The following is a 14854-nucleotide window of genomic DNA, read 5'->3' on the forward strand; positions in this document are numbered from 1 at the left end:
CCCCTATGACCGCCACCATCTCCCACGGTTCCGGCCCGTTCATCGCGGCCATCGACCAGGGCACCACCTCCAGCCGCTGCATCGTCTTCGACCGCGACGGACGCATCGTCTCCGTCGACCAGAAGGAGCACGAGCAGATCTTCCCGAAGCCGGGCTGGGTCGAGCACGACGCCAAGGAGATCTGGACCAACGTCCAGGAAGTCGTCGCCGGAGCCATCGAGAAGGCCGGCATCACCCGCGCCGACGTCAAGGCCATCGGCATCACCAACCAGCGCGAGACCACCGTGCTGTGGGACAAGAACACCGGTGAGCCCGTCCACAACGCGATCGTGTGGCAGGACACCCGCACCGACGCACTGTGCAGAGAACTGGGCCGCAACGTCGGCCAGGACCGCTTCCGCCGCGAGACCGGCCTGCCGCTGGCCTCCTACTTCGCCGGCCCGAAGGCCCGCTGGCTGCTGGACAACGTCGAGGGCCTGCGCGAGCGCGCCGAGGCCGGCGACGTCCTCTTCGGCACCATGGACACCTGGGTCATCTGGAACCTGACCGGCGGCGCCGAAGGCGGTCACCACGTCACCGACGTCACCAACGCGTCCCGCACCATGCTGATGAACCTCCACACCATGGAGTGGGACGACAAGATCCTCCAGTCCATGGAGCTCCCGGCCGCGATGCTGCCGGAGATCCGCTCCTCCGCCGAGGTGTACGGCACGGTCAAGGGCGGCGTCCTGGACGGCGTCCCGGTCGCCTCCGCGCTCGGTGACCAGCAGGCGGCGCTGTTCGGCCAGACCTGCTTCGCGGAGGGCGAGGCCAAGTCCACGTACGGCACCGGAACGTTCATGCTGATGAACACCGGCGACAAGATCATCAACTCGTACAGCGGGCTGCTCACCACCGTCGGCTACCAGATCGGGGACAACAAGCCGGTCTACGCCCTGGAGGGCTCGATCGCCGTCACCGGTTCGCTCGTCCAGTGGATGCGCGACCAGATGGGCCTCATCTCCACCGCCGCCGAGATCGAGACCCTGGCCCTGTCGGTCGAGGACAACGGCGGCACGTACTTCGTGCCGGCCTTCTCCGGCCTGTTCGCCCCGTACTGGCGCTCCGACGCCCGCGGTGTGATCGCCGGACTCACCCGCTACGTCACCAAGGCGCACATCGCCCGCGCCGTCCTCGAGGCCACCGCCTGGCAGACCCGCGAGATCACCGACGCCATGACGAAGGACTCCGGCGTCGAACTGTCCGCACTGAAGGTCGACGGCGGCATGACCTCCAACAACCTGCTGATGCAGACCCTCTCGGACTTCCTCGACGCACCGGTCGTGCGCCCGATGGTGGCCGAGACGACCTGCCTCGGCGCGGCCTACGCCGCCGGCCTGGCCGTCGGCTTCTGGCCCGACACCGACGCGCTGCGTGCCAACTGGCGCCGCGCCGCCGAGTGGACCCCCCGCATGGACGCGGAGACCCGCGAACGCGAGTACAAGAGCTGGCTCAAGGCCGTCGAGCGGACCATGGGCTGGATCGAGGACGAGGAGTAAATCGACATGACCACCCTGCAGAGCGTCCCCGCGCTCGGGACGCACCCGGCTGCCGGTTCCCTGCCGAGCCGCGCCGAGACCCGGGAGCAGCTGTCCAAGGCGACCTACGACCTGCTGGTCATCGGCGGCGGCATCCTCGGAATCTCCACCGCCTGGCACGCCGCCCAGTCCGGGCTGCGGGTGGCTCTGGTGGACGCCGGCGACTTCGCCGGCGCCACCTCCTCCGCCTCCTCCAAGCTGCTCCACGGCGGACTGCGCTACCTGCAGACCGGCGCGGTGAAGCTGGTGGCGGAGAACCACTTCGAGCGCCGTGCGGTCTCCCGCCAGGTCGCCCCGCATCTGGCGAACCCCCTGACCTTCTACCTTCCGGTGTACAAGGGCGGACCGCACGGCGCCGCGAAGCTGGGCGCGGGCGTCTTCGCGTACTCGGCGCTGTCGGCGTTCGGTGACGGCGTCGGCCACCTGCTCAGCCCCGCCAAGGCCGCGCAGGACGTGCCGGAGCTGCGCACCGACGGCCTGAAGGCCGTGGCCGTGTACGGCGACGACCAGATGAACGACGCGCGTATGGCGCTCATGACGGTCCGCGCGGCCGTCGAGGCCGGGGCGACGGTCCTCAACCACGCGGCCGTCACCGGGCTGCGGTTCACCGACGGCCGGGTCACCGGCGCCGACCTGAAGGACGGCACCGACGGCACCGAGTTCGGGGTGAACGCCCGCCTCGTGCTCAACGCGACCGGGCCGTGGGTGGACCACCTGCGCCGCATGGAGGACCCCAACGCGGCACCGTCCATCCGCCTGTCGAAGGGTGCCCACCTCGTCCTGAAGCGGACCTCCCCGTGGAAGGCCGCGCTGGCCACCCCGATCGACAAGTACCGCATCACCTTCGCCCTCCCCTGGGAGGACATGCTCCTGCTCGGGACCACCGACGAGGAGTTCGAGGGCGACCCGGCGGACGTCGCCGTCAACGACAAGGACACCGACCAGATCCTGGACGAGGCCGCCTTCTCGATCCGGGACCAGCAGCTGAAGCGTGAGCTGATCACGTATGCCTTCGCCGGTCTGCGGGTGCTGCCGGGCGGGCCCGGCGACACCGCGAAGGCCAAGCGGGAGACCGTCGTCACCGAGGGCCGGGGCGGCATGCTGTCGGTCGCCGGCGGCAAGTGGACCACCTTCCGCCACATCGGCCGCACGGTGATGGGCAAGCTGGCGGCCCTGCCCGGGCGTCCTCTGTCCGAGGACATGGCGCCGGTCTCCAGCCTGCCGAAGAAGCTGCCGCTGCCGGGCATAGCGAACCCGCACGCGGTCGCACACCGGCTGCTGGTCGACGGCGGCACTCCCGGCCCGCGCATGGCCGCCGACACCGCTCGCCACCTGGCCACCCACTACGGCTCGCTGTCCTTCGACATCGCGCGCATGGCGTACGAGTCGCCGGAACTGGCCGAGCGGATCCACCCGGACGCCCCGGAGATCTGGGCCCAGGTCGCCTACGCGCGCGACCACGAGTGGGCGGAGACCGCGGACGACGTGCTGCGCCGCCGCACGACCCTGACGATCCGGGGTCTGGCGACGGACGAGATCCGCGGCAGGGTGGAGACCATGCTGGCCGACAGGGCCTGAACCGGCCCGAACCGGCCTGAACAGACCTGACACAGCGTCCTGATCCGCACATCAGGGCACGAGGGCGGCCCCCCGGTCCGGGGGGCCGCCCTCGACGTGTCGCCGGTGCGGCCGATACCGCACCCGGACGGGGCCGAGGGCTCCGGCGAGGCACCTGTGACGCCGTAAGGTTGGTCTGTACGGACGGAACTTCGGAAGGAGGCCTGGGTGATCGAGCTCGCGGGGGTTCCCGAGCTGATCGACCCGGTCATGGTGGCCGCGTTCGAGGGCTGGAACGACGCCGGCGACGCCGCCTCCACCGCGGTCGCGCATCTGGATCGGGAGTGGAAGGGAGAGGTGTTCGCGGCGCTCGACGCCGAGGACTACTACGACTTCCAGGTCAACCGGCCCACGGTGTGGCTGGATGGCGGGGTACGCCGGATCACCTGGCCGACGACCCGGCTGTCCGTGGTGCGCGTCGGCGGTGACAAGCCCCGGGACCTGGTGCTGGTCCGCGGCATCGAGCCGTCCATGCGGTGGCGCTCGTTCTGCAACGAGCTGCTGGGCTTCGCCCATGAGCTCGGTGTGGAGATGGTGGTGATCCTGGGCGCGCTGCTCGGGGACACGCCGCACACGCGGCCGGTGCCGGTCAGCGGGGTGACCTCGGACCCGGACCTGGCGCAGCGGATGGACCTGGAGGAGACCCGGTACGAGGGGCCGACGGGCATCGTCGGCATCCTCCAGGAGGCGTGCACGCACGCCGGGGTTCCGGCGGTGAGCCTGTGGGCGGCGGTGCCGCACTATGTGTCGCAGCCGCCGAACCCGAAGGCGACGCTGGCTCTGCTGAACCGGTTGGAGGACCTGATCGACCTGCGCATCCCGCTGGGCGAACTCGCCGAGGACGCCCGGGCATGGCAGGTGGGCGTGGACCAACTGGCCTCCGAGGACAGCGAGGTGGCGGAGTACGTCCAGACGCTGGAGGAGGCGCGGGACACGGCCGAGCTGCCGGAGGCCTCCGGCGAGGCCATCGCCCGGGAGTTCGAGCGCTATCTGCGCCGCAGGGACGGCGGGCCGGCGGGGCCCGGTGCGGCGGGTGAGCGGTCCCGGCCGCCGAAGCCGCCGCGGCGCGAGCCCGGCGGCGAGGACGGAACGGAGGAGGAGAGCGGGGGCTCCGGGTAGGGCCTTGTGAGGGGGGCTTGCCCCGCCTCCCGCCGGCTGCGCCCGATCGCGGCTCCGCCGCGGGGGGGGGATCCGCCCCGGACCTCCGCCGGACGGACTGAGATCAGTCCGTCCGGCGCCTGGGGCGGATCCCCCAGGACTACAGCGCCACGCCCATCAGCGCGTCGACCGTACGCGACACCAGACCGGGCGCCCCCTCGTCGGTGCCGCCCCCGGCCCGCTGACGCTCCGCCCAGCGGTCGACCGCCGCCAGCGCCTTCGGCGTGTCCAGGTCCTCGCACAGCGCGTCCCGGACCTCCTCCACGAGCGCGTCTGCGGACGGTCCGTCAGGCCGGGAGACCGCGGCGCGCCAGCGGCCGAGACGCTCGGCGGCCTCCTGGAGGACGTCGTCGGTCCATTCCCAGTCGGCCCGGTAGTGGTGGGCGAGCAGGGCGAGCCGGATCGCGGCCGGGTCGACGCCGTCCCGGCGCAGTGCCGAGACGAAGACCAGGTTGCCCTTCGACTTGGACATCTTCTGGCCGTGCAGGGCGACCATCCCCGCGTGCACATACGCCTTGGCGAACGGGTGCTCGCCGGTGAGCGCGTGCGCGTGCGCGGCGCCCATCTCGTGGTGCGGGAAGATCAGGTCGGATCCGCCGCCCTGTACGTCGAACCCCATGCCGAGGTGGTCGAGCGCGATGGCCACGCACTCGATGTGCCAGCCGGGCCTTCCGGGCCCGAGACTCGCGCCGTCCCAGCTGGGTTCGCCCTCGCGGGCCGCCATCCACAGCATGGGGTCGACCGGGTTCTTCTTGCCGGGGCGTTCGGGGTCGCCGCCGCGCTCGGCGGACAGGCGGCGCATCAGCTCGGCGTCGTAGTGGGACACCTCGCCGAAGTTCTTGTCGGCCTCGACGGAGAAGTAGATGTCGCCGTCCAGTTCGTAGGCGGCGCCCATGTCGCGCAGCCGCTCGACGATCGGAACGATTCCGGGTATGGCCTCGACGGCGCCGATGTACTGCTGCGGGGGCAGGATCCGCAGGGCCGTCATGTCCTCGCGGAACAGCGCGGTTTCGCGCTCGGCCAGGCCCGTCCAGTCGATACCGTCGCGGACGGCCCGCTCCAGCAGCGGGTCGTCGACGTCGGTGACGTTCTGCACGTAGTGAACCTGCCGCTTGGTGTCGAGCCACACGCGCTGCACGAGGTCGAACGCGTTGTAGGTCGCCGCGTGACCGATGTGGGTCGCGTCGTACGGCGTGATGCCGCAGACGTAGATACGGGCGACGGGACCGGGGTCGAGGGTCACTCGGCCACCGGTCGCGGTGTCGTGGATCCGGAGGTCGCGGCCCTTGCCGGGCAGGGCGGGGACCTCAGAAGCGGGCCAGGCATGCATGCTTCGAGCGTAACCGGACGGGTGTTCCGGATACGAACCAGTTGGCAAGATCACACAGGAATTTCCCCGCGCCCGCCGTACTCCCCGCCCGAGGCCGGCGCCCCGCACGGGTCCTACACCGGCGGCCACGGGACGGGCGGCCAGCCGGGTGACGGATGCGGGTGGCGGCCCGTGGTGCGCAGCCGGTTCACCCGGGCGCGCAGGGCGGTCAGCTCGGCCCCGGTCAGCAGGGGAGCCAGCCGGGCGGTCAGCGGCCCGTCGGGCTCCAGGGCGGCGGCGAGGCGGGCCAGGACGTCCAGGGCCTCCTCGGGCAGCGGCTCCCCGGCCCAGCCCCACAGCAGGGTGCGCAGCTTGTCGTCGACGTGGAACGTGACCCCGTGGTCGATGGCGTACAGGCGGCCGTCCCCCGCCGGGATCAGGTGGCCGCCCTTGCGGTCGCCGTTGTTGACGACCGCGTCCAGCACGGCCAGGCGCCGGAGCCGTACGTCGTCGGCGTGGACGAGCAGGGCGGTGCGGCCGTCGCCCACCTGGGCGGGGCCGACCGCCTTCCATCCGTCGCCGGGCTCGTCGCCCTCGACGAGGGCCAGCAGGGCGGGGGCCGCGGGATCCTCCTCGATCCACTGCTGGACCATGCCGGGTCCGTACGGGCCGTCCCGCAGCACCGTCGGGGGGACCAGGTCCCAGCCGGTGGCCTCGGACACGGCGTACGCGGCGGCCTCGCGGCCGGCGAGGGTGCCGTCGGGGAAGTCCCACAGGGGCCGCTCCCCCGCGACCGGCTTGTAGACGCAGTCGGCGCGCTCCCCTTCGTGGGCGACGGTGCAGAGCAGCACCGCGTTGGACGCCTCGCGGACCTGGCCGCGTACGGTCAGCTCACCCTCGGTGAGGAGGCCGACGGCGGTCAGGCCCCGCGGCGGTATCCGTTCTGGCGCGGACATACGTGTCCTTCCGGGTCGAGGGGCAGGCTGCACAGCGGGCACGGCGGGCGTCCGGCGTTGACGACGTCCAGGGCCCGTTTGGCGAAGGCCCTGGCCTGGGCGCCGGTGAGCCGGACACGCAGCATCGGCGGGCCGTTCTCCTCGTCCTGCAGGAGCCTCTCCTCGGCCTCCGCGAGGTCCTCCTCGGAGTCCGCGTCCAGCTCCACCAGGGCCTGTGCCTCGACGATGAGGCGCTGCTCCTCGCCGTCCCAGGCGAGGGCCATGGTGCCGACCCGGAACTCCTCCTCGACAGGAGCGTCGAGGGGGGCGGTGTCGGTGATGTCGGCCGGGGCCACGGCCGGGACCGGGGCGTTGCCCCCGGAGCGCCGTACGACCTCGTCGAGCAGTTCGTCCATGCGCTCCGCGAGCGCGGCGACCTGGGCCTTCTCCAGGGCGACGCTGGTGACGCGCCCGCCGGAGGAGGCCTGCAGGAAGAACGTACGGCGGCCAGGCAGCCCGACCGTACCGGCCACGAAGCGCTCCGGCGGGTCATAGAGGAACACCTGACGGGACACGTTCCCTCTCCCTTGACTGTCTTGACTGTGTGTGGCGACGGCATACGGCTGCGGTGTTCTCCACCCTATCCGTGCGGGGCGATCACGGGGTGCCCGTGCCGCCTCCCACGGTGCCGGCGCCGCCGGTGCCGTCGCCGCCGCCGTCGCGCGGCTTGAGGGCGCTCAGCTCGCCGGTGTCCCCGAGCCGCAGCAGGAAGGAACGCAGCCGGGTGTAGCGAACGGCGGTGACCGAGCAGGGCTCGACGTGGACACGCTGGAAGAGGTCCAGGTGGAGGCCCAGGGCGTCCGCGACCAGGGACTTGATGATGTCGCCGTGGGAGCACATGACGTAGACGGCGTCCTCGCCGTGCTCGGCCTCCACACGCGCGTTCCAGTCCCGTACGGCGTCGACGGCGCGGTTCTGCATGGCGCGCATGGACTCGCCGCCGGGGAAGGCGGCGGCGGACGGGTGCTGCTGGACGGTCTCCATGAGCGGTTCGTCGGCGAGTTCCGCGAGCTTGCGGCCGGACCAGTCGCCGTAGTCGCACTCGTTGATCCGCTCCTCGGTGTGGAGCGGCAGCCCGGGGCGGGCGTCGAGCAGCGGGCGCAGGGTCTCGCGGCAGCGCTGGAGGGGGCTGGTGACGGCGGCCGCCAGGGGGATGCCGTCGAGCCGGGCGGGGAGCGCGGCGGCCTGGGCCGTGCCGTGCTCGTCGAGGGACACGCCGGGGGTGCGGCCGGCGAGTACGCCGGCGGTGTTGGCGGTGGAGCGTCCGTGCCGTACGAGGATCAACGTCGCCATGGACGCCAGCCTAGGACCTCGCGGCCCGGAGGTGAGGGGCCGGGGGTGAGGAGCAGGGGCGGCGGGGAAGGATACGCGTCGTGATCGTGGACTGTGCCATCTACCGGAACGGGCGCCGCCGGGCGGGCCCCGCGGATGTCGTCGCCGCGCTGGCGGAGGCCAGGGGCGCGGCGGACGCGTTCGTGTGGATCGGGCTGCACGAGCCGACGGCGGGTGAGTTCGACCGGGTCGCGGAAGAGTTCGGGCTGCATCCGCTGGCGGTGGAGGACGCGCTGAAGGCGCATCAGCGGCCGAAGCTGGAGGTGTACGAGGACTCGCTGTTCCTGGTGCTGAAGCCGGTGGTGTACGGGCCGGAGGCGGACACGGTGGCCGCGAGCGAGCTGATGGTCTTCATGGGCGACTCGTTCGTGGTGACGGTGCGGCACGGGGAGGGCGCGCCCCTGTCGGAGGTACGGCGGCGGCTGGAGGCGGCGCCGGAGGTGCTGCGGCACGGGCCGACATCGGTGCTGTACGCGGTGAGCGACGCGGTGGTGGACCACTACATCGACGTGGCGGCGGAGCTTCAGACGGACCTGGAGGAGCTGGAGTCGCGGGTGTTCCGGCCGCACGGCGGCAATCCGAAGGACACGGCGGCGCGCATCTACACGTTCAAGCGGCAGGTGCTGGAGTTCCGGCGGGCGGCGGGGCCGCTGGCGGCACCGGTGCAGCGGCTGGCGGGGGCGGGGGTGCCGTTCGTGAGCGAGGAGTCGCAGCCGTTCTTCCGGGACGTCGGCGACCATCTGACGCGGGCGGCGGAGCAGGTGGACGGGCTGGACCGGCTGCTTTCGGACATTCTGTCGGCACACCTGGCGCAGATGGGCGTGCGGCAGAACGACGACATGCGGAGGATCTCGGCGTGGGCGGCGATGGCGGCGGTGCCGACGATGGTGGCGGGCGTCTACGGCATGAACTTCACGCACATACCGGAGCTGCACCGGGTGTGGTCGTACCCGGTGCTGATGGCGCTCATGGCGGTCGCGGTGGCGGGCCTGTACCGGCTGTTCAGGCGCCGGGGGTGGATGTAGTTCAGATGGCGGGGGCCGCCTCCGCGGGGCCGCCGAGGGCGTCTCGGCGTTCCGGCATGCTGAGCCGGACCATGCGCCGCCAGCCGACGGCCCGCTCGTACGCGTACACGGCGCGGATTCCGGCGGCGAGGACGGCGGACTTGGCGCGGGGCCACTTGAGGATGCGGCCCATGTGCGCCATGACGGCGAGGCTCACGTCGCGGTAGACGGCGATCTCGGTGAGGGCGCATTCGCGCAGTACGCGCTGGATGGCGGGGCCGTGCCCGGCCGCGCTGAGGCGGAGCAGCTCCTCATGGCAGTAGGCGAGGTGGTTGTCCTCGTCGTGGCTGATCATCCGGATGGCCCTGCCGACCTCGGGATGGTCCCCGAAGTGGGTGACGAGCATCTCCATCTGGTCGGCGGCGCGCTGCTCGGTGACCCGGCTGTGCGACAGGTAGACGACGATGTCGTGTTCGGTGAGGGGCTCGTCGCGGCGGAGCTTGTCGTGGGCGAGGCCGATGCCGTGCCGTTCGAGCAGCATCGTGTAGTCGGTCTCGGCCGGGACGGGTACGGGGTCGAGGCCGCGCTTCTTCAGCAGGGCGTTGAAGATCCGGCCGTGCTTGTCCTCGTCGGCGCCGTGCCGGGTGATCTTGGGGGCGAGGCCGCGCATGCTGTCGGGGACGAGGGCGGCGATCCGTCCGTTCTCCCAGCCGCCCTGGGTCTCGCCGCTGGCGGCGATGGAGCAGAAGAGCCGGTAGGAGTCGTCGTCGTCGACGATCTCCTGGAACAGGCTGCGGGCCGAGAGCATCGCTGAGCACCTCCACGTCCGCGTTCTCCGCGTGAGGATCCATGTGTCGGCATGAGTCAAATGCCGCGGCGGAGGCCTGGCAACAGCTCGGCCGGGTGGCTCCGCCGAACGGAGGAGCCCGGGCGGGTCGTGCGGGTGTGAGGAGGGGAACGCAGGTACGTGCGAGCTTCCGCCGCCCGGGCGTAACCGACCGGACGGGTGGGGCGTTGTGCTGCGTGACGGCCGTGGCGGGGATGCCCCCGAGCCCCCACCACGGCCGCAGGCGTGTCCGGAGCCCGGCGGTTCGGGCTCCGGCGGGGTCAGTCGACGAGGCCGGCGCGCTCCAGGGCCTCGGTTCCGGCGCGGAGGGCGGCGATCCGCTCGTCGAGCGTGAAGCCGGCCGGGGCGAGCGTGAGAGTGGTGACCCCGGCGGCGGCGTAGGCCTGCATGCGGTCCGCGATGCGCTCGACGGAGCCGAGGAGCGTGGTGTCGTCGATCAGCTGGTGCGGCACGGCCGCCGCGGCGCCGTTCTTGTCACCGGACAGGTACCTGTCCTGGATCTCGGCGGCCTCCTTCTCGTATCCCATGCGCTGGGCGAGCCGGTTGTAGAAGTTCTGCTTGCGGCTGCCCATGCCGCCGACGTAGAGGGCGGTGTACGGACGGAAGGTGTCCGCGAGGGTGGCCACGTCGTCGCCGAGGGCGAGCGGCACGGTCGGGCAGACGTCGAAGCCCTCCATGGTCAGCCCGGCCTTCTCACGCCCGGCGCGGATGTGCCGCAGCGCCGTCTCCTCCAGGTGGGCGGCGGAGGGGAAGATCAGCAGGGCGCCGTCCGCGATCTCACCTGTCTGCTCCAGGTTCTTGGGGCCGATGGCGGCGATGTAGAGCGGGATGTGCTCGCGCTGCGGGTGGACGGTCAGCCTGATGGGCTTGCCCGGGCCGCCGGGCAGGGGCAGGGTCCAGTGCTCGCCGTCGTAGGTGAGCCGCTCACGGGACATGGCCCTGCGGACGATCTCGACGTACTCGCGGGTGCGGGCGAGCGGCTTGTCGAAGGTCACGCCGTACCAGCCCTCGGAGACCTGGGGGCCGGACACGCCGAGGCCGAGGCGGAAACGGCCGCCGGAGAGGGAGTCGAGCGTGGCCGCGGTCATGGCGGTCATGGCGGGCTGGCGGGCCGGGATCTGCATGATGGCGGAGCCCACGTCGATGGACTCGGTCTGCGCGGCGACCCAGGACAGGACGGTGGGGGCGTCGGATCCGTAGGCCTCGGCCGCCCAGCACACGTCGTAGCCGAGACGGTCCGCTTCCTGGGCGACGGCGAGGTTGTCGCCGTCCATTCCTGCGCCCCAGTAGCCGAGGTTGATGCCGAGCCGCATAGCCGGTTCCCCTTTTACTGATCAGTAACGTGGTGGTGAGCGGACTCTAGCGCGCGGGAGGCCGGTGCGGCAGTGGGCCTTCCGGGGCTGTGGACGGAGTTGTCCACAGGTTCTCCGCCTGTGCGGCCCCGGCCAGTAACCTCGCGACCATGGAGCAGAGGCATCTCGGCCGTACCGGCCTGCGCGTGTCCCGGATCGGGCTGGGCACGCTGTCGTGGGGACGGGACACGGACGAACACGAGGCCGGGGAGCAGCTGAAGGTGTTCTGGGAGGCCGGCGGGACGCTGGTGGACACCGCGGACGTGTACGGGGGTGGGGAGGCCGAGTATCTGCTCGGGCAGCTCGTGGAGCGGCTGGTGCCGCGGCGGGAGCTGGTGATCGCGACGAAGGCGGGCAGCGTGCCCGACCCGGACCCGGAGCGCCGCTTCGACGGCTCACGGGGCCACCTGCTGTCCGCGCTGGACGCGTCGCTCGAGCGGCTGGGCACGGACTACGTGGACCTGTGGCTCGTCCACGCCTTCGACCCGCGCACACCGCTGGAGGAGACGCTCCAGGCGCTGGACATCGCGGTGACCACGGGCCGGGCGCGCTACGTGGGGGTGGCGAACTTCTGCGGCTGGCAGCTCGCGAAGGCGGCGACCTGGCAGCTCGCCGCGCCCGGGACGCGCGCCAGGCTGGCGGCCACACAGATGGAGTACTCGCTGCTCCAGCGGGGCGTGGAACGCGAAGTGCTGCCGGCCGCCCGGGACCTGGGCGTGGGCCTGCTGCCCTCGTCGCCCCTGGGGCGGGGGGTCCTGACCGGCAAGTACCGCCACGGCGTCCCGGCGGACTCGCGCGGCGCGTCGGACCACATGGCGCCGTTCGTGGAACCGTACCTGGACGACACGGCACAGCGCGTGGTGGAGGCCGTGACGACCGCGGCGGACGGCCTGGCCGTGACCCCGGGCCAGGTGGCCCTGGCGTGGGTGCGGGACCGTCCGGGCGTGGCGGCGCCGGTGGTGGGGGCACGTACGGCCGAGCAGCTCAGGGCGGCGCTGTCAGTGGAGACCCTTAGTCTTCCCGACGAGATCTGCCGGGCGCTGGACGATGTGTCGGCCCCGGTACACCGCTATCCCGACCAGGACTGGAGCACGCTGTGACCGCCCTTCCCCGGGGGGAGACCCCCGCGACCCCGGAGACCGCCGGCCACCCCGAGTCCACGCCGGACCCGTCGGGTTCGCCGGGTCCGGGGCCGGAGGCCCGGGCGGCTGCCGGTCCGGCCGGGGAAAGAGCCGGAGAGGCCCTGGACGGGGCGGAGGGTGCCGGTGGCCGGCCGCCCCGGGGCGGGACGGCCGGCCACCCGGACTCGGCGCCCGGGCACGGTGCGGCGGCGGACGAGCGGGACGGCGGTCCGGCGGAGGAAGCCGGGGAGGCGGACACCGGGTCCGAGGGCGGGGCGCCGGGCGCCGAGGGCGGCGGCGGGGACGCCGGAGACGACGCGACGGCGACCGCCCACGACGGCCCGGCGGCCGGCGGAGGCGAGCGGCAGGGAGGCGGCGTGGAGGCGGCCGGGGCCATGGGCGGCGAAGCCGGGAGCCCCGGCCGGGAGGCGGAGCCCGGGCACGGCGCGGCGAGCTCAGACGCCACCGACGGCCCGGCGGAGGCCGCGGCCGAGGTCTCCGAGACGGAGGCCGAGCTGGCGGCGCAGCGGGAGGTGCGTGAGCGGATCGAGCGGCGGAAGGCCGAGAAGGACGGGCCGATCGAGAGCGGGGGCAAGCTGAGCGGCGTCGCGGCGGAGCTGCTCGCGGCGGTCCGGGCGGTGGAGAGCGGCGAGAAGCCGCATGCGGCGTTCTCCGCCCCGGCAGCTCCTCCTCCCGCTCCCGCCCCCGCGCCCGCCGCTCAGGCGCCGGTGGCCGCTCGTGGTGCTGTGGCCGCTCCTGCTGCGGCACGCGCGCCGCAGCGGACCGGCCCCGCCGCCCCGCCTGAGGCGGTGGCGGCCGTGCGGGGGGTGCTGTCCGAGGGCGGGGCGCCCGAGGCGCTGGCCGGGCGGGCCCTGGCCGCCTTCGGAGAGGGCGCGGCTTCCGTGCTGCGGGAGGACCCGTGGCGGCTGCTGGCCCTGCCGGGAGTGGCCCCGGAACAGGCCGACGGGTTCGCGCGCGCCCTGCTGGGGCCGGAATGCGGGCCGGGCGACGCGCGGCGCGCGGTCGCACTGGTGGGCTGGGTGCTCCAGCGCGCCGCGCTCCAGGGGCACACGGCCCTGGACGCCGCGCGGCTCCGGGCGGCGCTGGCCGAGCGGTCCGTACCGGACCCGGAGGAGGCCGTGCGGCAGGCCGTGGCCGAGGGCGCCGTACTGGTGTTCCACGACGACGTGGAGGACACCGCGGAGGGCGAGGACGGCGAGGAGGCAGCGCCGGTGCTGGTCGGGCTCGACCGCTACGCCCTCGCGGAGGAGAGCCTCGCCGACGGGCTCGCCCGGCTGGCCCGCGGCGGCCCGGACCCGCGCTGGACGGCCGCGCCGCAGTCCGGCCTGGCCCGCGCGGCGGCCGAGCACGGTCTGGTCGCGCACACCGGAGGGGAGGCCTCCCGCGCGGAGCCGGTCGCGCTGGCCGTGGCCGCCCACGGGCTCGGGCTGCGGGCCGCGGTGGCGGTGCACACCGAGAACGGCCGACGGCGTCTGCCCGGCGACCTGCCGGTCCCGGTGGCCACGGTGGAGGCGCTGCTGTCCGGCACGGGCGGGCCCGGGCGGGACGCGGAGGGGGCGCTGGCCGTCGACCTCCTGGTCGTGCTGGACGCACCGCAGCTGGACGTGGAGACCGCGGCGCTGCTGGTCGAGTCGGTCCCGGACGGCGCACGGCTGGTGCTGAGCGGCGACCCGGGCGTACTGCCGTCGGCGGGGGCGGGGCGGGTGTTCGCGGACCTGCTGGCGGCCCGGCTGTGCCCGCAGGTCGCGTCTCGTACGCCGGACCCGGGTCCGCTGGGCGAGCTGGTGTCAGGCATCGGGGTCGGTGAGCTGAACCGGGTCGAGGCCCCGCACAAGGAGGTCGTGATCGTCCCGGTGCGGGACGCGGGTGAGGCCGTGCACCGCACGGTGCAGCTGGTGGCGGACTCGGTGCCGCGCGCGCTGGGTGTGCCGTCGACGCAGACGCAGGTCATCACGGTCGGCCACGGCGGGGCCGCGGGGACGCGCGCGCTGAACGCCGCGCTCAAGGAACGGCTGAATCCCGGCCCCGGCCGGTTCGGCGGCTTCGACCCCGGCGACCGGGTGGCCTACGCGCCGGTTCCGGGCCGTACGACGCTGGGCCGGGTGGCGTCGGCGGACGCCGAGGGGCTGCACCTGGACAGCGAGGCCGGGCGGGTCGTCGTGTCGAAGGAGGAGGTCGAGTCGGCGCTGCGGCACGGCTGGGCGCTGACCGCCCACCAGGCGGCGGGTATGCGGTGGCCCGCAGCGGTGGTCGTTCTGCCGGGGGATGCGGCGGGGGCACTGGGCCGTACGTGGGTGTACACAGCGTTCGGCCGGGCGGAACGGCATCTCTCCGTCGTCCACGGGGTGGACCAGGCGCTTGCCCGGGCGGTGGCCCTGGACCCGACGCAAGCCCGCGTCACCCGGCTGCGGGGGCTGCTGGAGGCACTGACGGCCGCGGAGGGTGACGGCGAGGACTGAGAACGCCGCAGGGGCTTTTCCTCCTCCCGCCCCATCCGGGCCGTGGCGGTGCGCGGCTCCGC

Annotated in this window: 12 protein-coding genes; 6 read left to right on the top strand and 6 right to left on the bottom strand. The window is 73.4% G+C overall.

Annotated features, from left to right (window positions below; genetic code table 11):
- The first annotated feature begins 5 nt into the window (after positions 1-5).
- The 3 genes from glpK (at position 6) to I3F58_RS07845 (ending at position 4313) form a co-directional block, all read left to right on the top strand.
- Positions 6-1538 carry a glycerol kinase GlpK gene (gene glpK / locus I3F58_RS07835; RefSeq protein WP_240107528.1) on the top strand — a complete coding sequence of 511 codons (1533 nt, stop codon included), beginning with the start codon at positions 6-8 and terminating at the stop codon, positions 1536-1538.
- A 6-nt stretch (positions 1539-1544) separates the two neighbouring features.
- Positions 1545-3155 carry a glycerol-3-phosphate dehydrogenase/oxidase gene (locus tag I3F58_RS07840; protein WP_240107529.1) on the top strand — a complete coding sequence of 537 codons (1611 nt, stop codon included), beginning with the start codon at positions 1545-1547 and terminating at the stop codon, positions 3153-3155.
- Positions 3156-3362: 207 nt separating this feature from the next.
- Positions 3363-4313, top strand: coding sequence for a PAC2 family protein (locus I3F58_RS07845; RefSeq protein WP_240107530.1), 951 nt, complete (start codon positions 3363-3365; stop codon positions 4311-4313).
- Between the two features lie 139 nt (positions 4314-4452).
- Here the strand turns inward: I3F58_RS07845 and mshC are convergent, their stop codons facing one another.
- The 4 genes from mshC to I3F58_RS07865 form a co-directional block, all read right to left on the bottom strand.
- A complete protein-coding gene (gene mshC / locus I3F58_RS07850; protein ID WP_240107531.1) occupies positions 4453-5682 on the bottom strand; it encodes a cysteine--1-D-myo-inosityl 2-amino-2-deoxy-alpha-D-glucopyranoside ligase in 1230 nt (409 codons plus the stop codon).
- Between the two features lie 113 nt (positions 5683-5795).
- Positions 5796-6617 (bottom strand): SCO1664 family protein, encoded by an 822-nt coding sequence (locus tag I3F58_RS07855; RefSeq protein ID WP_240107532.1) that lies wholly within the window; start codon positions 6615-6617, stop codon positions 5796-5798.
- Positions 6581-7171: a DUF3090 domain-containing protein gene (locus tag I3F58_RS07860; protein WP_240107533.1), complete on the bottom strand. Its 591-nt coding sequence runs from the start codon at positions 7169-7171 to the stop codon at positions 6581-6583. Before I3F58_RS07860 ends, I3F58_RS07855 begins: the two co-directional genes overlap by 37 nt.
- 82 nt (positions 7172-7253) lie before the next feature.
- On the bottom strand, positions 7254-7949 hold the full coding sequence (locus I3F58_RS07865) for a histidine phosphatase family protein (RefSeq protein ID WP_240107534.1): 696 nt from the start codon (positions 7947-7949) through the stop codon (positions 7254-7256).
- A 71-nt stretch (positions 7950-8020) separates the two neighbouring features.
- Here I3F58_RS07865 and I3F58_RS07870 point away from each other — a divergent pair, with 71 nt between their 5' ends.
- Positions 8021-9013, top strand: coding sequence for a magnesium and cobalt transport protein CorA (locus I3F58_RS07870; RefSeq protein WP_240107604.1), 993 nt, complete (start codon positions 8021-8023; stop codon positions 9011-9013).
- A gap of 1 nt (position 9014) precedes the next feature.
- Here the strand turns inward: I3F58_RS07870 and I3F58_RS07875 are convergent, their stop codons facing one another.
- Positions 9015-9800, bottom strand: coding sequence for a ferritin-like domain-containing protein (locus tag I3F58_RS07875; RefSeq protein WP_240107535.1), 786 nt, complete (start codon positions 9798-9800; stop codon positions 9015-9017).
- Positions 9801-10099: 299 nt separating this feature from the next.
- The gene (locus I3F58_RS07880; protein WP_240107536.1) at positions 10100-11152 is read right to left on the bottom strand and encodes an LLM class F420-dependent oxidoreductase; all 1053 of its coding nucleotides are present in this window, start codon (positions 11150-11152) and stop codon (positions 10100-10102) included.
- 149 nt (positions 11153-11301) lie between these two features.
- Between I3F58_RS07880 and I3F58_RS07885 the strand changes: the two genes are divergently transcribed.
- Together I3F58_RS07885 and I3F58_RS07890 are read left to right on the top strand one after the other, a co-directional pair.
- Positions 11302-12291 carry an aldo/keto reductase gene (locus tag I3F58_RS07885; protein ID WP_240107537.1) on the top strand — a complete coding sequence of 330 codons (990 nt, stop codon included), beginning with the start codon at positions 11302-11304 and terminating at the stop codon, positions 12289-12291.
- Positions 12288-14792, top strand: a complete 2505-nt coding sequence (locus tag I3F58_RS07890; protein ID WP_374207923.1) for a helix-hairpin-helix domain-containing protein — start codon at positions 12288-12290, stop codon at positions 14790-14792. The genes I3F58_RS07885 and I3F58_RS07890 overlap by 4 nt, the downstream gene beginning before the upstream one ends.
- Positions 14793-14854 lie beyond the last annotated feature (62 nt).

Source organism: Streptomyces sp. MUM 203J (genome assembly GCF_022414595.1).
Taxonomy (GTDB): domain Bacteria; phylum Actinomycetota; class Actinomycetes; order Streptomycetales; family Streptomycetaceae; genus Streptomyces.